The sequence below is a fragment of the Streptomyces rugosispiralis genome, from assembly GCF_024505145.1.
Classification (GTDB): Bacteria; Actinomycetota; Actinomycetes; order Streptomycetales; family Streptomycetaceae; genus Streptomyces; species Streptomyces rugosispiralis.
Map to the genome: position 1 here is coordinate 1 of NZ_JANIAA010000030.1, position 17,730 is coordinate 17,730.

General features: G+C 71.8%; 16 protein-coding genes. 7 read left to right on the forward strand and 9 right to left on the reverse strand.

Annotated features, from left to right (window positions below; all coding sequences use genetic code 11):
* The 6 genes from NP777_RS32690 to NP777_RS32715 form a co-directional block, all read right to left on the reverse strand.
* Positions 1–354, reverse strand: a 354-nt coding sequence (locus NP777_RS32690; RefSeq protein WP_391858619.1) for an ABC transporter permease, incomplete at its 3' end; no start/stop codon positions are given.
* 79 nt (positions 355–433) lie between these two features.
* Positions 434–1,306, reverse strand: a complete 873-nt coding sequence (locus NP777_RS32695; protein ID WP_256653882.1) for a glycosyltransferase family 2 protein — start codon at positions 1,304–1,306, stop codon at positions 434–436.
* 11 nt (positions 1,307–1,317) lie between these two features.
* Entirely contained in the window at positions 1,318–2,109 is a 792-nt protein-coding gene (locus tag NP777_RS32700; protein ID WP_256653792.1) for a CDP-alcohol phosphatidyltransferase family protein, read from the reverse strand.
* Positions 2,075–3,148 (reverse strand): iron-containing alcohol dehydrogenase family protein, encoded by a 1,074-nt coding sequence (locus tag NP777_RS32705; RefSeq protein WP_256653793.1) that lies wholly within the window; start codon positions 3,146–3,148, stop codon positions 2,075–2,077. Before NP777_RS32705 ends, NP777_RS32700 begins: the two co-directional genes overlap by 35 nt.
* Positions 3,136–3,888 (reverse strand): phosphocholine cytidylyltransferase family protein, encoded by a 753-nt coding sequence (locus NP777_RS32710; protein WP_256653794.1) that lies wholly within the window; start codon positions 3,886–3,888, stop codon positions 3,136–3,138. The genes NP777_RS32705 and NP777_RS32710 overlap by 13 nt, the downstream gene beginning before the upstream one ends.
* Complete coding sequence (locus tag NP777_RS32715; protein ID WP_391858620.1) at positions 3,885–5,867, reverse strand: DUF5941 domain-containing protein; 1,983 nt, start codon at positions 5,865–5,867, stop codon at positions 3,885–3,887. The genes NP777_RS32710 and NP777_RS32715 overlap by 4 nt, the downstream gene beginning before the upstream one ends.
* A gap of 347 nt (positions 5,868–6,214) precedes the next feature.
* Between NP777_RS32715 and galE the strand changes: the two genes are divergently transcribed.
* From galE to idi, 3 genes are all read left to right on the forward strand, one after another.
* Positions 6,215–7,201, forward strand: coding sequence for a UDP-glucose 4-epimerase GalE (galE, locus tag NP777_RS32720; protein ID WP_256653795.1), 987 nt, complete (start codon positions 6,215–6,217; stop codon positions 7,199–7,201).
* A gap of 133 nt (positions 7,202–7,334) precedes the next feature.
* On the forward strand, positions 7,335–8,258 hold the full coding sequence (locus NP777_RS32725; protein WP_256653796.1) for a cation diffusion facilitator family transporter: 924 nt from the start codon (positions 7,335–7,337) through the stop codon (positions 8,256–8,258).
* 63 nt (positions 8,259–8,321) lie between these two features.
* Positions 8,322–8,933 (forward strand): isopentenyl-diphosphate Delta-isomerase, encoded by a 612-nt coding sequence (idi, locus tag NP777_RS32730; RefSeq protein ID WP_256653797.1) that lies wholly within the window; start codon positions 8,322–8,324, stop codon positions 8,931–8,933.
* Here the strand turns inward: idi and NP777_RS32735 are convergent.
* Entirely contained in the window at positions 8,908–9,414 is a 507-nt protein-coding gene (locus NP777_RS32735; RefSeq protein ID WP_256653798.1) for an ATP-binding protein, read from the reverse strand. The genes idi and NP777_RS32735 overlap by 26 nt on opposite strands.
* 337 nt (positions 9,415–9,751) lie before the next feature.
* Here NP777_RS32735 and NP777_RS32740 point away from each other — a divergent pair, with 337 nt between their 5' ends.
* The 4 genes from NP777_RS32740 to NP777_RS32755 all read left to right on the forward strand — a co-directional run bounded on the left by NP777_RS32740 (position 9,752) and on the right by NP777_RS32755 (position 14,632).
* Complete coding sequence (locus NP777_RS32740; RefSeq protein WP_256653799.1) at positions 9,752–10,510, forward strand: enoyl-CoA hydratase/isomerase family protein; 759 nt, start codon at positions 9,752–9,754, stop codon at positions 10,508–10,510.
* A gap of 314 nt (positions 10,511–10,824) precedes the next feature.
* A complete protein-coding gene (locus tag NP777_RS32745; RefSeq protein WP_256653800.1) occupies positions 10,825–11,688 on the forward strand; it encodes an SCO6745 family protein in 864 nt (287 codons plus the stop codon).
* 277 nt (positions 11,689–11,965) lie between these two features.
* Complete coding sequence (locus NP777_RS32750) at positions 11,966–12,106, forward strand: LPFR motif small protein (protein ID WP_020867265.1); 141 nt, start codon at positions 11,966–11,968, stop codon at positions 12,104–12,106.
* Positions 12,107–12,247: 141 nt separating this feature from the next.
* Positions 12,248–14,632, forward strand: coding sequence for a Tex family protein (locus tag NP777_RS32755; protein ID WP_256653801.1), 2,385 nt, complete (start codon positions 12,248–12,250; stop codon positions 14,630–14,632).
* A gap of 76 nt (positions 14,633–14,708) precedes the next feature.
* Here the strand turns inward: NP777_RS32755 and NP777_RS32760 are convergent, their stop codons facing one another.
* Positions 14,709–15,764, reverse strand: coding sequence for an oxidoreductase (locus NP777_RS32760; protein ID WP_256653802.1), 1,056 nt, complete (start codon positions 15,762–15,764; stop codon positions 14,709–14,711).
* Between the two features lie 112 nt (positions 15,765–15,876).
* On the reverse strand, positions 15,877–17,607 hold the full coding sequence (locus tag NP777_RS32765; protein ID WP_256653884.1) for a BCCT family transporter: 1,731 nt from the start codon (positions 17,605–17,607) through the stop codon (positions 15,877–15,879).
* Between the last annotated feature and the right edge of the window lie 123 nt (positions 17,608–17,730).

Sequence of the window (17,730 nt, forward strand, 5' to 3'; positions counted from 1 at the left end):
GACGAACACACCCGTCACCAGGAACGGGATGTACATGTCGTTCGCCATACCGCGGCTGCTCTTGAGCAGCATGCCGAAGATGAAGAAGTAGACCGCCGCGTTGAGCAGCGGGGTCGCCACCTGCCACACCTGACCCAGCTTGGCCTGGCTGTACTGGGCAGTGAGCTTGGCCGACGAGAAGGCCACGATGAAGTGACGCCGGCCCCACATCTGGCGGATGTACTCGCCGAGCCCCACCCGGGCGCCGCTCACCGACAGCTCGTACTTCCGCGCCAGCTCGGACGGGGAAAGGCCGTCGTCGGCTGATGGCGGGCCACTCACGGCTACCGCACCGTCGTGCGTAGTCTCGCTCACAGTTGACACTTTCGTCTTCAGGGTGCGCTGAGCGGGGCCGCGCCCCGGGTCGCGCCCGATGCTCTTCGTAACGAGCTTGTCAGATGACAGGAGGTCGGCCCAGTCGGGTCAGGCGCCATACCGTACGCCACTTCATGGGGTGGCGTGGACCACACGGTGTCTTCCAGCCTTCGCGGAACCCTCCGAACCAGGCCCGAAGTGCGGTTTTCGAAGGACGCCTGGCCAGTGTGAGCAGCAGCCAGACTCCCAGATAGACGGGGACGAGCAGCGCAGGAAGGTTACGCCGGGCCAGCCAGACCCGGTTCCGCGCCACCATGCGGTGGTAGACCGCGTGCCTGCTCGGGGCGGTCGTCGGATGGTGCAGCACCATGTCCGACCGGTAATCGATCATCCATCCGGCGTCCAGCGCCCGCCAGGCCAGATCGGTCTCCTCATGGGCGTAGAAGAAGTCGTCCGGCAACCCGCCGACCTGCTGGAACACCGTGGTACGGACCGCGTTGGCACCGCCCAGGAAGGTGGTCACCCGGGAGGACCGCAGCGGGTCGGAGGCGCGCAGCCGGGGCACATGGCGACGCTGGGTGACGCCGGTGTCGGGGTCGGCGATGCGGAACGAGATGATGCCCAGCTTCGGGTCGGCGGCGAACGCCTGGCGGCACAGCTCGGCCGTGTCGGTGCCCGGCAGCAGCCCGTCGTCGTCGAGGAACAGCAGCACATCGACGTCCGACCCGCCCGGTCCGAACGCCTCGATGCCCACGTTGCGGCCCGCCGGAATGCCCACGTTCTCGGGCAGCTCGATGGTCCGGACGCCCTCGGGGAGCGTGGGCAGCGGCGAACCGTTGCCCACGACGACCACCTCGACCGGGTCGCCGTCCTGTTTGGCGACCGAGTCGAGGAGTGCGCGCAGCTCCTCGGGGCGATTGCCCATCGTCAGGACGACCGCTCCGAGCTTCATGGTGCTCATGCTCACTTGAGCCTGCTCGACGCGAGGATGGACACGAGGTGAAGCAGGGTTTGCAGCAGGGCGATACCGGCCAGTACGGCTACGCCCAGCCGGGTGAAGAACAGGTCGCCGCGCACCTGGTCCACGACCGCCAGCGCGAGGATGAGCAGCGACGCCTCGATCCCGAGGATCAGCCGGTGGAACTGCAGCGCCGCGGCCGCCTTGCGGGCCAGCGCCATACCGGACGAGCGCGGCTCGGAGGCCGACTCCTTCACCGGCGGCAGACCGCCCTGGTGCCGGGCGACCCCGACGAGGTCAGTCTCGGCCTTGATCAGGATGGCGCCGAGCGCGGCGAGGGTGCCGAGGAACGCCCACAGCCAGTCGATCCGCCCGGAGCCCCACAGGTCGGCGGCGCGCAGCCCGAAGCCGACGAGCACCGCGGCGTCGGTCAGGTAGGCGCCGACCCGGTCCAGATACACACCGCCCAGCGAGAACTGCTTCTTCCAGCGGGCTATCTCGCCGTCGACGCAGTCCAGCAGCAGGTAGAGCTGGACCATCAGCACCCCGAGCACGGCGCCCGCGATCCCCGGCACCAGCAGGGCCGGGGCGGCGAGGGCGCCGAAGACGGTCATCAGATACGTCAGCTGGTTGGGCGTGACCCGCGTGTTCACCAGGTGCCGGTCGATGCGCAGCGAGATTTCCCGCATGTAGAGGCGCCCGGCCCAGTGCTCACCGCTCCGCCGGTCCTTCACCCCCGCGGGGTGGACGACCGGGCGGAGTTCAGCCACTGATGGCTTGACTGACTGCTTTGGCATAGTCGGCGTATGCGTCCCTGATCGCGTCGGTTGAGAGGTCGAGGTGCTCGAGGATCGTGTAGCGGCCGGGGCGCGTCTTCGGAGCGAACTCCACGACCTGGACGAACTCGTCCACGGTGAAGCCGATCTCCTCGGGCAGTACGGGCAGCCCGTGCCGGTGCAGCACCTCGGCCATGTGCTCCGACTCCTCATGCGCCCCACGCAGCCGCATCGCGAAGGCGGCTGCCAGACCGCACTGCTCGCCATGGCTGGCGGCGCGCTTGGGGAAGAGGAGGTCGAAGGCGTGGTTGATCTCGTGGCAGGCACCGGAGGCCGGGCGGGAGTCCCCCGCGACCGACATCGAGATGCCGGTGAGCACCAGTCCCTCGGCCAGCACCTGGAGGAAACCGTCGTCGCCGACCCCGCCGGGGTGGCGCAGCACGGCCTCACCGGCCTGGCGCGCCATCGCGGCCGCGAGGCCGTCGATCTGCTCGCCGGTCTCCCGGTTGGACAGCTCCCAGTCGGCGACCGCGGAGATGTTGGACAGGGCGTCGCCGATACCGGAGCGGACGAAGCGGACCGGCGCCTCCCGGATCACATCGAGGTCGATGACCACGGCGATCGGATTGGGCACCCCGTACGAGCCGCGGCCCGCGTCGTTGTCGAGGGTCGCGACCGGGGAGCACAGACCGTCGTGCGAGAGGTTGGTGGCGACGGCGACCAGAGGGAGGCCGATGCGCGCCGCGGCGAACTTCGCACAGTCGATGATCTTCCCGCCGCCCAGCCCCACGACCGCGTCGTAGTGCCCCGACTTCATGCGGTCGGCGAGCTTGATCGCGTCATCCAGGGTGCCGCCGTCGACCTCGTACCAGCTCGCGCCCGGCAGCGCCGGCGCCAGCCGCTCGCGCAGCAGGGCGCCGGAGCCGCCGCTGATGGCGATGGCCAGCTTGCCGGAGGACGAGATCCGCTGGTCGGCGAGGACCCCCGCGAGATCGTCCAGGGCGCCCGCGCGAATGTCGACGACGAGCGGCGAGGGGATGAGCCTCGTCAGTACTGGCACGCGATCTCACGGCCCTTCGCCAGATCGTCGTGGTTGTCGATCTCGACCCACTTGATGTCGCCGATGGGGGCCACGTCGACCTTGAAGCCGCGGTTGACCAGCTCCTGGTAGCCGTCCTCGTAGTAGAGGTCGGGGTCGCGCTCGAAGGTGGTCTTCAGTGCGTCCGCGAGGTCGGCGGCGGCCTCGCCCTCGATGAGGGTGACGCCGATGTACTCACCGGTCGCCTCGGCCGGGTCCATCAGCTTGGTGATCTTCTGGACGCCCTTGTCGGGGTCGGCGACGACCTTCATCTCCTCGTCGGCGAGCTGCTTGACCGTGTCCAGGGCGAGGATGATCTTCTGGCCGTTGCCGCGCGCGGCGAGCAGGGTCTTCTCGACCGAGACCGGGTGCACGGTGTCGCCGTTGGCGAGGATCACGGAGTGCTGGATCGCGTCACGGGCGCACCAGAGGGAGTAGGCGTTGTTCCACTCCTCGGCCTTGTCGTTGTCGATCAGCGTGAGCTTGACGCCATAAGCCTGCTCCAGGGCCTCCTTGCGCTCGTACACGGCCTCCTTGCGGTAGCCGACGACGATGGCGACCTCGGTCAGACCGACCTCCGCGAAGTTGCCGAGGGTCAGGTCGAGGACGGTGGTCTCACCTTCCTTCCCTTCGGGTCCTACCGGCACCAGGGCCTTGGGAAGCGTGTCGGTGTAGGGGCGCAGACGCCGTCCGGCGCCGGCCGCGAGCACGAGGCCGATCATGCGGGTTCTCCTGATTCGTCGTGTACAGCGGGTGCTCCTGTGGACACCCAGAAGCGGATGCTCTCGATGAGCACCGCCAGCGCGAGGACCGCCGCCAAAGCGGTCAACGCGATGGTGAAACCTTGGTTCTGGTGGTGCAGCAGGGCAGCGGCGGCCGTGACCACCACCGTCCGCCCCTCGTGCCCGCCGATCGCCCGCACCAGCCGGTGCGGGGGTGCCCCCGTGCCGCCGCGGATGCGGTACACCGTGTCGTAGTGATGGTAGGCGACTGCCGCAACGAGCCCGAAAGCCGCGGGCAAGGCGCCGTTCACCTCCGAGCAAGCTGCCAGGATCAGGATGGTGCCGTATTCGGCCGCGCGGAAGAGCGGCGGCACCAGCCAGTCGAGGGGGCCCTTGAGGGGCGCGGCGACGGCGACGCCCGCGAGGACCGCGTAGAGCACGGCGCACCCGACGGGCACCCAGGAGCCGAAACCGGCGGCCGCGGCGCCGACCAGGACGACCGCCGTGCCGAGGGCGGCCGAAAGCGGGGCGAGGTACGAACTCGTCCCGCGGGGGGCGGCCTTGACGACCAGCTCCGCCAGCGGGCCGGAGTCGACCAGTTCGGCGAGGGCGCCGGCGGCCCGGTCCGTGCGCTCGGCCCGGCGGGTCAGCGAGCGCAGCACCCGGCCCGCCGTGGTGTAGCACGCGGCCAGCGCACAGCCGACGAGCAGTGCGTAGAAGGTGATACGGGGCGTGGTGAACGCCGTCAGCACGGCGATCATCGCCCAGCGCTCGCCGATCGGCAGCACGATCATGCGACGTACCCAGACCGTCCAGCCGACGCTGTCGAGGCGGCCGGAGAGGGCGGCGGTGGGGCTGGTGTTGCCGGTGGCGTCGTGGTTGGCCTCGTTGAAGGCGAAGTCCACGACATGGCGGCAGGTCTGGAGCACCATCGCGCCGAGCGCGAGCGCCCAGACGTCGTCGCCGTCGGCGCGGGCGGCGCCGAGCGCGAGGCCCGCGTAGTACGCGTACTCCTTGGCCCGGTCGAACGTGGCGTCCAGCCAGGCACCGAGCGTGGAGTACTGGAGCGAGTAGCGGGCCAACTGCCCGTCGGTGCAGTCGAGCACGAACGAGGCGATCAGCAGCACACCGGCCGCGACGAACCCGGGCCGGGTGCCGGTGGCCGCGCAGGCCGCGGCGATGAGCGCGGTGAGGAGGGAGGCGGTGGTGACGTGATTGGGGGTCAGCCCGCGCCGGGCGCACCAGCGGGCGATGTAGCGGGAGTACGGGCTGATGCAGAAGGTCGTGAAGAAGCCGTCCCGCGACTTCACGGCCGACCGCAGCCGCACCCGCTCGTCGTCCACCGCGTCCACGGCGTCCCGCGCCGCGGCCCGCGCGGCGTCGTCCACGGGCACGGCGGCCACGAGCACCCCGAGCTCGGGCCGGTGCGGGGCGACGCCGTCGGCGTCGAGGGCCACGGCGATGTCGTCCACCCAGGAGTGGGCGTCGGCGGCGCCGTGCGTGGCCGCCACCCCGGCGGGGGCCACGGACCGCGACGGCGCGACGAGGCCGTCGGCGGCGTGCCCCGCGCCCACCGGCTCACCGGCCTGCGTGGCGGACCGGTGAGCCGCCATGGCGTCCGCGTGTACGCCGACGGCGGCGGCGCGGTCCGGCGAGGCCCCGTCCGTGGCCTCGCCGGGTGCGGCGGCCGTGGGCGCGGTGGCGACGCCGGGAGCGGCGGTGGGGGCCCCACCTCCGTTCCCGGGGGTCCGCGCCGTGGCGGCGGCAGCCGTCACCGCGCGGGTCAGAGCCGTACGGGCCTCGGCCTGGACGGTGAGCGCACCGCGCACCGTGGCGGCCGGGAAGCGGGGGTCGGTGAGGGCCAGCCGCAGGGCATGGACATGGCCGACGAAGCGGGGGTCCACGAGGGCCACCCGCTCATGCGCCGGGACGGCGGCGAGCTCCGCCGTGACCCCGGCGGCTTCGGTCGCCGTACGCACGGCGAAGCCCAGCGACCGCAGGTCGTCCTCGAGGGACGAGCCGGCGACCGGCGCACCGGTGAGAATCGCGGTCGACAGACGAACTCACTCCTTGGCAGCTGACATGGTGGCCGCGCCGCTGATGGCACTGGCCCGGGACCCTCCGGGCCATGGGCATCGCACGCCCTGGTCCCGTGGAGCCGGCGGCACGTCCGGCAGAGGCTATCGGATCGATGGAAGCCGCCGTTCACCGCACATTCACCACACGATCGGGGGAACGACCACTTCCGCGCGCCGCCGATCATCATGGTGGATGGCGGCTGTCCTCCACAAACGGCGATCGCCGCGCCATGGATAGGGTGCGGGGCATGACATGGCTGATCACAGGTGGTGCCGGATATATCGGGTCGCATGTCGTGCGGGCCATGGCCGAGGCAGGCGAGTCCGTGGCCGTGCTCGACGACCTGACCAGCGGCGTCCGGGCGCGGCTGCCCGAGGACGTGCCGCTGGTGCGCGGCTCCACCCTGGACCGTGAGCTGCTGGACCGCACGTTCGCCGAGCTGGGGGTCACCGGTGTGGTGCATCTCGCGGCGAAGAAGCAGGTCGGGGAGTCCGTGGAGCAGCCGCTCCGCTACTACCGGGAGAATGTGCACGGGCTCACGGTGCTGCTGGAGGCGGCGGTCGCGGCCGGTGTCAGCCGCTTCCTCTTCTCCTCCTCCGCCGCCGTCTACGGCATGCCCGATGTGGAACTCGTCACCGAGGACACCCCGTGTCTGCCGATCAACCCGTACGGAGAGACCAAGCTGGCCGGAGAATGGCTGGTCAGGGCGGCGGGCGCGGCCCATTCCCTCTCCACGGCCTGTCTGCGCTACTTCAATGTGGCGGGTGCCACGCGCCCCGAGCTTTCCGACACCGGAGTGTTCAACATCATCCCGATGATGTTCGAGCGGATCACCGAGGGAGAGCCGCCACGGATCTTCGGTGATGACTACGACACTCCCGACGGCACCTGCGTCCGCGACTACATCCATGTCGAGGATCTGGCCTCCGCCCATCTGGCCGTGGCCCGTCGGCTGGCCGCACAGCCGGGGCCGGGCGACCTCACGGTGAACATCGGCACCGGCCGGGGCGTCTCGGTGCGGGAGATGTCCGATCTGATCGGCGAGATCACCGGCCGCCCGGAGCTCGTCCCCGTGGTGGGGCCGCGCCGGGCGGGCGATCCGGCCCGGGTCGTCGGATCCACCGAACTGATCGCCAAGGAGCTGGGCTGGAGCGCCCGGCACGATGTGCGCGCGATGGTGGAGTCGGCCTGGGCGGGCTGGTGCCTGCACCACCCCGAGGCCCGGCGCGGCTGACCGGGGCCACCGGCCTCACGGGCCCCCGCCCCACCGGGCATCGGGTATCGGCGCGGCTGACCCGGCCCCGCCCCGGCGCCGTAGTTCACTGGTGAGCAGGGGACCGCGGCGCCGGGAGGAGGCCCCTACGCACATGGGCGCAGGTCATGACCACGCCCGCGGCCGGCCCACTGCGGGCGCCGCCCACCGGTGGCGGCTGCGGATCGCCCTGGCGATCACCCTCACGGTGATGGCCGTGGAGATCGTCGGCGGTCTGCTCGCCGGTTCCCTGGCCCTGCTCGCGGACGCCGGCCATATGGCGACGGACGCGCTCGGGCTCGCGATGGCGCTGCTGGCGATCCACTTCGCGGGCCGTCCCCCGAGCCCGCACCGCACCTACGGCTACGCCCGCGCCGAGATCCTGGCGGCGCTGGCCAACTGTCTGCTGCTGTTCGGCGTCGGCGGCTACATCCTCTGTGCGGCGGTGCTGCGGTTCCTCACCCCGGCCGCCACCGAGGGCGGGCTGACCATCCTCTTCGGCGCCGTCGGCCTGGCGGCGAACCTGGTGTCGCTGGCCCTGCTCCGGGGCGGGCAGCGCACCAGCCTGAACGTCCGGGGCGCCTTCCTGGAGGTCGCGGCGGACGCGCTGGGCTCGGTCGCGGTGCTGGTGTCCGCCGGGATCATCCTCGCGACCGGCTGGCAGACGGCCGATCCCATCGCCTCCCTGGTGATCGGCCTCATGATCGTCCCGCGGACGTACAAGCTGCTGCGCGAGACGCTGAACGTGCTGCTGGAGGCGGCGCCGCGGAATGTCGACATGGCGGCCGTACGCGCCCACATCCTCGGGCTGCCCGGGGTCGAGGGGCTGCACGACCTCCATGTCTGGACCATCACCTCGGGAATGCCGGTGCTCTCCGCGCATGTGGTGGTCGCTCCGGGGGCCCTGGAAGCGATGGGCCACGAGCGGATGCTGCACGCCCTCCAGGGATGTCTCGGGGAGCACTTCGACGTCGGTCACTGCACGTTCCAGCTGGAGCCGGGTGGGCATGCTGATCACGAAGCCAAGCTGTGCCACTGACATGGACGAGGGGCACATGTGCGGCAGACTTGGACGTTCACGAGTCGGAACTAGAGGATGGTCATGCCGATCACACCTGCCAACGGCGGCTCCGCCGAGACCGCCGAGACCGCCGCGCCGAGCGGTTCCGCAGAGCCGATCATGCTCGAGCTGGTCGACGAGGACGGTACGACGATCGGCACCGCGGAGAAGCTCTCCGCACATCTCGCGCCCGGCAAGCTGCACCGGGCGTTCTCCGTCTTCCTCTTCGACGACGAGGGGCGGCTGCTGCTGCAGCGCCGTGCGCTGGGCAAGTACCACTCCCCCGGAGTCTGGTCCAACACCTGCTGCGGCCATCCCTACCCCGGTGAGCCGCCGTTCGTGGCCGCCGCCCGGCGCACCGGCGAGGAGCTGGGTGTGGCGCCCGCGCTGCTGCGGGAGGCGGGCACGGTCCGCTACAACCACCCGGACCCGGCCTCGGGCCTGGTGGAGCAGGAGTACAACCACCTCTTCGCGGGGCTGGTGCGGACGACCCCGCGCCCGGACCCCGAGGAGATCGGCGAGATCGCCTTCGTCACCCCCGACGAGCTGGAGAAGCTGCGTGACGAGGGCCCGTTCTCGGCGTGGTTCATGACCGTGCTGGACGCGGCCCGCCCGGCGGTCCGTGAACTCACCGGGACGGCGGCGGGCTGGTAGCGGCGCCGGGCAGCGGAAGGGCGGCCCAGACCACCTTGCCGCCGCTCGCCGTCTGGTCCACGTCGTAGACCCCGCCCGCCTCCTCCGTGATCGCCGTCACCAGCAGCAGTCCCCGCCCACCGGTCCCGCCCTGGTCCGCCATCAGCGCGACGGGCCGGTAGGGATGGTTGTCCTCGACGGCGATCCGGACCCAGTCCCGGCTCAGGGAGACCTCGACGGCGATCTGCGGGGAGAGCAGCGCGGCGTGCCGCACCGCGTTGGTGACCAGCTCGGAGACGATCAGGAGCAGACCCTCCACCAGTTCGTCGTTCACCGGCACTCGCTGATGGACCAGCAGCTCGCGCACCGCGTGCCGGGCCTGTGGCACGGAGGAGTCCAGGGCCGGTGCGGTGAACCGCCAGGTCCCCTCGTAGCCGACCGGGGCCGGGGGCGCCGGTGGGGCGTGTCCCGCTTCGGAGGGGACTCTCCCGACGATCTCCATGTGCGATACCCACCCCTCGCCGCGGCCCGACCTCTCGTATCGAGTGTTGGGAAGCTCTGGTACTGACCGATGGACTACGCACAACTTGACGCTTATCGAGCGTTTTTGATCGTTGGCGTATGCCAGGGTCACGCGCTCGACTGTTCCTGCTCGTGTGGATTCCGTGCATTGACTCTCTGGATTCCGGGCCTTGACTCCACCGTGACCGGCTCGAACGGCCGGGTCCCGGCGCTGGGCCCCGGCCCGGATGCCGTCGGAGGCGCCACCGCGCGGCCCGGACACCAGTGATCCGGATACGGGCGGCCCGGATACGAGCGGCCCGGATACGATCCGCCGCATGGAGCCCTCTCTGGAGCACGAGGTCGCGGACGGCATAGCGACCGTCGTCATCCGCCACCCCGCCAAGCGCAACGCCATGACCCCCGGGATGTGGCGGGCGCTGCCCCCGCTGCTGGCCCGGCTCGCCGCCGACCCCGCCGTACGGGCGCTGGTGCTCACCGGCGAGGGCGACACCTTCTGCGCGGGCGCCGACATCGGCTCGCTGAGCGCCACGTACGAGGAGACCGCCGGGATCGCGCTGCCCGCCGAGGAGGCGCTGGCCGCCTTCCCCAAGCCGACCCTGGCCGCGGTGCGCGGCTACTGCGTGGGCGGCGGCTGTCAGCTCGCGGCCGCCTGCGATCTGCGGTTCGCCGAGGAGGGCGCCCAGTTCGGGATCACCCCGGCCAAGCTGGGCATCGTCTACGCGCCCACCTCGACCCGCCGGCTGGTCGAGCTGGTGGGACCGGCCACCGCCAAGTTCCTGCTGTTCTCGGGCGAGCTGATCGACACCGAGCGGGCGCTGCGCACCGGGCTGGTGGACGAGGTGCTGCCGGCGGGCGGACTCGACAAGCGGGTGGCGGAGTTCACGCGGGTGCTGGTCTCCCGGTCGCAGCTCACCCAGGCCGCGGTCAAGGAGTTCGCGGCCGGGTCCGTCGCGCCGGAGAGGGTCGCGTACTGGCAGGAGCAGGCGGGGGACAGCAAGGAGGCCGCCGAGGGCATCGCGGCCTTCTTCGAGCGCCGCCCGCCGCGGTTCCGCTGGACCCCACCGGCCGAATGATCGCGGCGGAACGCGGCCGGACCGGGCGGGGTTGATGGGATCCGTAAGGGCGTCACGGCGGCCGGTCGTGGCGGGACCGGGCAAGGTTCATGAGATCCGTAAAGGCGTCACGGCGGCCGGTCGTGGCCGGACCGGGCAGGGTTCATGGGAACCGTAAGGGCGTCACGGCGGCCGGTCGTGGCGGGACCGAGCAGGGTTCATGGGAACCGTAAGGGCGTCACGGCGGCCGAGGAGTGGCCGGATCCGGCGGGGCCGATGAGGGCTGGTGAGACCCGGGCTACCGGGGGTGACTACCTGTCGGTAGCGTGCGGCCCATGACCACACTTCCCGAGCTTGCCGCCCGTCGCTGTTACAGCGTCGTCAACCCCCTCCACTCCGCCATCTACTTCTCCCCCGACTTCGGCGAGGAACTCGCCGAGCGGGGGCTGAAGGACGGCGCGGCCGCGTACTTCGTCGGCCGCGCGGCGCCCCTGGGACGGGTGGGCGCGGGCACCGTCACCGCGACCTTCTTCAACTTCAGCCACGACCTGGTCGCCCGACACATTCCGGCCGCGTGGGACGTGGTCTCCCCCGAGGTCGCCCTGGAGGCCCGGCTGCGGGCCGCCGACTCGGTGCTGCGACGGGTGCTGGGCGAGGAGATCATCGCCTCCAAGGAGATGGCCGAGGCCGCGGAGCTGGCCCTGCGGGCGACGGAGGCGTGCTCGCGCCTGGCGCGCCCGCTGTACGCCGCCCACGCCGATCTGCCCGTCCCGGACGCCCCGCACCTGGCGCTGTGGCACGCCGCCACGCTGCTGCGCGAACACCGCGGCGACGCCCATCTGATGACCCTGGTCGGCGCCGGGCTGGACGCGGTCGAGGCGCTGGCCTCCCACACCGCGACCGGTCAGGGCATGTCCACCAAGTGGATCCTGCGGACGCGCGGCTACAGCGCCGAGGAGTGGGAGGCGGGCCGCGGACGGCTGCGCGACCGCGGCCTGCTCACCGCCGACAACGAGCTGACGGAGGCCGGTGAGCGGCTGCGCCAGGACCTGGAGGCCGAGACCGACCGCCTGGACGCGGCGCCGTACGAGCACCTCGGCGCCGAGGGCGTGTCCCGGCTCACCGAGCTGGCCACCGCCTTCTCCACCACCGCCCGCGAGAACGGCGCCTTCCCGGCCGACCTCCGCGGCAAGAACTGACGGACGGCCCTGACCACCCGGGCCGGGCGCCTGGCCAGGAGGCCCGGCCACGGCGTCGGCCCGGCGCGGCCCCCGGTGGAGCCCTGGTCGGCGGCCCCGCCGGGGGTCGCGTTTGGCAGGGGCACATCGGGATACCCGCTTGTTGTGCGCGATCGGCCGTCTGACAACCGGGCGCCCACACCGCGCGCCGCGTACGCCGGCAGCAGCCCGTGCGCCGCGTAGCGAACGGTGCCCGGCGGCCGCCGCCGAGCCGCCACCGACCGACAGGAGGTATCCCGTGTTCCGCGCCATCGCCGACGTGCTCCGTGCCATCGGTGCCGCCATCGCGACCGTGGTGACGCTTCCCTTCCGTGCCGTGGCCCGCCTCTTCGGCGGTGTCTCCGACGCGGCGAGCGGACCGCGCCGCAGGCGGGTGTGATGACCGTTTCCGGCTGATACCGGTGTCCGCCCGGCCCCGTACCCGGGCCTCCCGGCCCGCCGAAAGCGTCGGCCGCGACCGCTTCGTCAGTGCCACCTGCCACAATGCAGGAGCAGTGCAGACCGAAAGCGGAGCGTGATCGTGACGACGTCCATCGAAGGCAGGATCGCCGAGGAACTCGGCGTACGGGAACGGCAGGTCAAAGCCGCCGTCGAGCTGCTCGACGGCGGCTCCACCGTGCCGTTCATCGCGCGCTACCGCAAGGAAGCGACGGAGATGCTCGACGACGCGCAGCTGCGCTCCCTGGAGGAGCGGCTGCGCTATTTGCGGGAGCTGGAGGAGCGGCGCACCGCGATCCTCGACTCGATCCGCTCCCAGGGCAAGCTGGACGAGGCCCTGGAGGCGCAGATCCTCGCCGCGGACTCCAAGGCCCGGCTGGAGGACATCTACCTCCCCTACAAGCCCAAGCGGCGCACGAAGGCCCAGATCGCCCGCGAGGCGGGGCTGGAGCCACTCGCCGATGGGCTGCTGGGCGACCCGAGCGTGGAGCCCACGGCCGCCGCGGCGGCCTTCGTGGACGCCGAGAAGGGCGTCGCGGACGCCGCCGCCGCGCTGGAGGGCGCGCGGGCCATCCTCACCGAGCGGTTCAGCGAGGACGCGGACCTCATCGGCGAGCTGCGTGAGCGCATGTGGGAGCGCGGCCGGGTGGCCACCAAGGTGCGCGAGGGCAAGGAGGAGGCGGGCGCCAAGTTCGCCGACTACTTCGACTTCGCCGAGCCGTTCACCGAGCTGCCCTCGCACCGGGTGCTGGCGATGTTCCGCGGTGAGAAGGAGGAGGTCCTCGACCTCGCCCTGGAGCCGGAGGAGCCCTCCGAGGAGACCGGCCCCACCTCCTACGAGCGCTCCATCGCCCATCGCTTCGGCATCGCGGACCGCGGCCGCCCCGCCGACAAGTGGCTGGCCGACACCGTGCGCTGGGCCTGGCGCACCCGCGTCCTGGTCCACCTCGGCATCGATCTGCGGCTGCGGCTGCGCCAGGGCGCCGAGGACGAGGCCGTCCGGGTCTTCGCCGCCAACCTCCGCGATCTGCTGCTCGCCGCCCCCGCCGGGACCCGCGCCACGATGGGCCTCGACCCCGGCTTCCGTACGGGCGTCAAGGTGGCCGTGGTCGACGCGACCGGCAAGGTGGCGGCCACGGACACGATCTATCCGCACGTTCCCCGCAACCAGTGGGACGAGGCCATCGCCAAGCTGGCCGCGCTGGCGCGTGAGCACAAGGTGGAGCTCATCGCGATCGGCAACGGTACGGCGTCCCGCGAGACCGACAAGCTGGCGGGCGAGCTGTGCGGCAAGCACCCCGAGCTGAAGCTCACCAAGGTGATGGTGTCGGAGGCCGGCGCCTCCGTGTACTCGGCCTCCGCCTTCGCCTCGCAGGAGCTGCCGGACCTCGATGTCTCGCTGCGCGGCGCCGTCTCCATCGCGCGCCGGCTCCAGGACCCGCTGGCCGAGCTGGTCAAGATCGACCCCAAGTCGATCGGCGTCGGTCAGTACCAGCACGACCTGTCCGAGGTGAAGCTCTCCCGCTCGCTCGACGCGGTCGTCGAGGACTGTGTGAACGGTGTCGGGGTGGACGTCAACACGGCCTCCGCCCCGCTGCTCAGCCGGGTCTCGGGCATCGGCACCGGCCTCGCGGAGAACATCGTCTCCCACCGCGACGCCAACGGCCCGTTCCACAACCGTAAGGCGCTCAAGGACGTGGCCAGGCTCGGCCCCAAGGCGTACGAGCAGTGCGCGGGCTTCCTGCGCATCCGCGGCGGCGACGACCCGCTGGACGGGTCGAGCGTGCACCCCGAGGCGTATCCGGTGGTGCGGCGGATGGCCACCACGGCGGGCGGCGACGTGACCACCCTCATCGGCAACACCTCGGTGCTGCGCGGTCTGCGGCCGAACGAGTTCGTGGACGACGCCTTCGGTCTGCCGACCGTCACCGACATCCTCAAGGAGCTGGAGAAGCCGGGCCGCGACCCGCGTCCCGCCTTCAAGACCGCGACCTTCAAGGAGGGCGTCGAGAAGATCGGCGACCTGTCGGCCGGGATGATCCTGGAGGGCGTCGTCACCAATGTGGCGGCGTTCGGCGCGTTCGTGGACGTCGGTGTGCACCAGGACGGTCTGGTGCATGTCTCCGCGATGTCCAAGACGTTCGTCAAGGACCCGCGGGACGTGGTCAAGCCCGGTGACATCGTGCGGGTGAAGGTCCTGGACGTCGACATCCCGCGGAAGCGGATCTCGCTGACGCTCCGGCTCGACGACGAGGCGGGCGCCCCGTCCGGCGGCGGCCGTGACCGTGACCGCAGCCGCTCCGACGAGGGCCGCGGCCAGCGCGGCGGGGGCCGTCGCGGCGCGCCCCAGCAGCGCCAGGGCGGCAGCCGCGGCCAGCGCGGCGGCGGCCGCGACGCGGCTCCGGCGAACGGCGCGATGGCGGACGCCCTGCGGCGGGCGGGCCTCCTGGACCCGAAGAACCGCTAGCCCTCCGCGAGCGGTCCGCCCCCGGTCGGCCTCGCCATGACGGCGGGGCCGCGCGGGGGCGGGTCGGCGGCCGCCGTCACCTTTCCACGGAGGCGACCCGGACCGCTTCGCTGGTGCGGGCCACCAGGTAGGAGCGGCCGCGGAGGGCGCGGGGGTCCAGGGGAACGTGGTGGGTGCCCGGTTCCAGGACGGCGTCGAAGAGTTCGCGCGTATGGGGCCGGGAGAGCCGGCCCAGGCGGTGGGCCACAAGCGCCACCCGGCAGGTGGCCGCGACCTCGACCACCGCCTCGGCGCCGCCCGCCACCGTCGTCAGGCCGAGGAGGCGGCGGCGGTCGTGGGGGGTGCGGTCCAGGGCCTGCTCGACCTGGGCGACGAGCAGGGGGACGATCGGGGCGAGCGCGGTGACGCACACCGCGTCGGAGCGCGCCGCCGCGAAGGCGTCCCGGACCGCGTCCCGGTCGTCCTGACCCACCGTCCGGCCGAAGACCACCGCACCGTATTTGCGCAGCTCATCCGCGTGGGCGCCGGCCGCGTCCAGGGTGATCTCGGCGCCGACGCCGATGCGGCGCAGCGCGGCGGCCAGCTTGGCGAGGACGGCGGCGCGCGGCCCGATCAGCAGCGCCCTCGGGCCGTTCGACAGCTCGCTCGGCAGCTCGGCCCCGAGCGCGCCGTCGGCGGTCAGCAGCCCCTTCAGCGCGGTCCGGTACTGCTCGCCGTGGAAGCGGTAAGGGCCGAGGTCGTGGTAGCCGTCGCGCTCGTCGTCCGGGGTCTCGCCGGTCTGCCAGGCGAAGTCACGCCAGACGACATCGGGACCGTCCCGCTCGATGACGGCGGTGACGGCCCCGCACTCCAGCCCCTCGCACTCCGGGCAGCCGTAGAGGACGAACCGGCTCCCCTCCAGCGGCGCCTCCGTCTCCAGCAGCAGCGTCCGCACCTGCTCGGCGAGGGCGGCGGGCCCGATGCCGGCGGCGAGCGGTGAGACCGCGTCGAGGTCGGCGAGGCGCGCCAGCAGGGGGCTGCCGTCCACCACGAAGTCCAGGAAGTCGCGGTGGGTTTGGTACGCGCCGTCGGCCAGCACACCGCCCGCGCGCATCGCCGGGGCCAGCCCGAAGGTCACGTACTCGGAGGTCATGCCCCAAGTATTCCCGCTTCGGGGCGGTATCAGGGGAAACCGGCGGTGCGCCGCCCGGACCGGGGGTCCGGGCGGCAGGACACGGCCGCGCCCGAAAGCGGCGGCCGGTGAGCTAGCGGGTCTTGGCCGCGGCGGTGCGGTCGTCCGCCCCGGCCGCGCCGTCCGCGTTCTCGGACGGGGAGTCGCCGTCGGACGGGGTCGCCGGGCCGATGCGGATCTCGAACTCGCCCGCGTACTTCTCATGACCGGCGATGACCGCCATCTCGACGGCCTCCTCGCCCTTCTCGCCCCGGACGATCAGCGGATCGCGGCGGAGATCCTTCAGCAGTGCCCAGCACAGCCCCACCATCACCAGCGTGAAGGGGGCCGCCACCAGGATCGTCAGGTTCTGCAACCCGGTGAGGGCGTCGCCCCCACCACCGCCGATCAGCAGCATGACGGCCGCCACCGCGCCGGTGACCACGCCCCAGAAGACGACCACGAAGCGGGTCGGCTCGAAGGCGCCCTTCTGCGAGAGCGTGCCCATCACGATGGACGCCGCGTCGGCGCCGGAGACGAAGAAGATGCCGACGAGGATCATCACCAGCACGCTCATCACACCGGCGATCGGGTACTGCTCCAGCACCCCGAACAGCTGCCCCTCGGGGGTGGATTCCTTCCCCAGCCGCCCCGCGGCCTGAAGCTTCATCGACGAGCCGCCGAAGATGGCGAACCAGATCAGGCTCACGGTGCTCGGGACCAGGATCACGCCGCCCACGAACTGCCGGATGGTGCGGCCGCGGCTGATCCGGGCGATGAACATGCCCACGAACGGCGTCCAGGAGATCCACCAGGCCCAGTAGAAGACCGTCCAGCTGCTCAGCCAGTCCGCGACCGACTTGCCGCCGGTGGCCTCGGTGCGGCCCACCAGCTGCGGCAGATCGCCGACGTAGGAGCCGATCGAGGTCGGCAGCAGATCGAGGATGATGATGGTCGGGCCCGCCACGAAGACGAAGACCGCGAGGAAGAGCGCCAGCACCATATTGATGTTGGACAGCCACTGGATGCCCTTGGCGACACCCGAGACGGCGGACGCGATGAAGGCGGCCGTGAGGACCGCGATGACGGCGACCAGCAGCCCGGTGCCCACGTCGCTCTTCCAGCCCAGCACCTCGATACCGCTGCCGATCTGCAGCGCGCCGAGGCCGAGCGAGGCGGCGGAGCCGAAGAGCGTGGCGAAGATGGCCAGGATGTCGATGACCCGGCCGCCCCAGCCGTTGGCGTTCTTGGAGCCGATGAGGGGCGTGAAGACCGCGCTGATGGTCTGCCGGCGGCCGCGGCGGAAGGTGCTGTACGCGATGGCCAGGCCGACGACCGCGTAGATGGCCCAGGGGTGCAGCGTCCAGTGGAAGAGCGTGGTGGACATCGCGGTCTGCATCTTCTCGGCCGCGGTGCCGGGATCGGTCCCGGGCGGCGGGGTCATGAAGTGCGACAGCGGCTCGCTCACGCCGTAGAACATCAAACCGATGCCCATGCCCGCGCTGAACATCATCGCGACCCATGAGACGGTGCGGAACTCGGGTTCCTCGCCCTCCTTGCCGAGGGTGATCTTGCCGTAGCGGCTCATGGCCAGCCAGAGGGCGAAGATCACGAATCCCGACGCGGCCAGGACGAAGGCCCATCCACCGTTGTGGATGAGCCCGGAGAGCATGCTGTCCGAGACTCTCTCCAGGGTGTCGCTGGCCACGGACCCCCAGATGACGAAGGCGACCGTCAGCGCGGCGGAGACGCCGAAGACCACGCGGTCCGTCCGGGGGGTCCGATGGGGCCCGGCGGGGTCGGAGCCGGGAAGGTCCACGGTCACCGGAGGATCGCCGCTGACGTCCCCCGTGGTTGTACCTGTCTGCGGCACGCAAAAGACCTTTCACTGGGGGTTTATCCGACGGATTTCCGGCTACCCAGTACCCGGAGATGCATGCCACCGGCC

Coding starts and splice junctions, on each gene's coding strand:
- NP777_RS32695 (WP_256653882.1), bottom strand. CDS start 1,306: ATGAAGCTCGGAGCGGTCGTCCTGACGATGGGCAATCGCCCCGAGGAG.
- NP777_RS32700 (WP_256653792.1), bottom strand. CDS start 2,109: ATGCCAAAGCAGTCAGTCAAGCCATCAGTGGCTGAACTCCGCCCGGTC.
- NP777_RS32710 (WP_256653794.1), bottom strand. CDS start 3,888: ATGATCGGCCTCGTGCTCGCGGCCGGCGCCGGACGGCGTCTGCGCCCC.
- galE (WP_256653795.1), top strand. CDS start 6,215: ATGACATGGCTGATCACAGGTGGTGCCGGATATATCGGGTCGCATGTC.
- NP777_RS32725 (WP_256653796.1), top strand. CDS start 7,335: ATGGGCGCAGGTCATGACCACGCCCGCGGCCGGCCCACTGCGGGCGCC.
- idi (WP_256653797.1), top strand. CDS start 8,322: ATGCCGATCACACCTGCCAACGGCGGCTCCGCCGAGACCGCCGAGACC.
- NP777_RS32735 (WP_256653798.1), bottom strand. CDS start 9,414: ATGGAGATCGTCGGGAGAGTCCCCTCCGAAGCGGGACACGCCCCACCG.
- NP777_RS32740 (WP_256653799.1), top strand. CDS start 9,752: ATGGAGCCCTCTCTGGAGCACGAGGTCGCGGACGGCATAGCGACCGTC.
- NP777_RS32745 (WP_256653800.1), top strand. CDS start 10,825: ATGACCACACTTCCCGAGCTTGCCGCCCGTCGCTGTTACAGCGTCGTC.
- NP777_RS32760 (WP_256653802.1), bottom strand. CDS start 15,764: ATGACCTCCGAGTACGTGACCTTCGGGCTGGCCCCGGCGATGCGCGCG.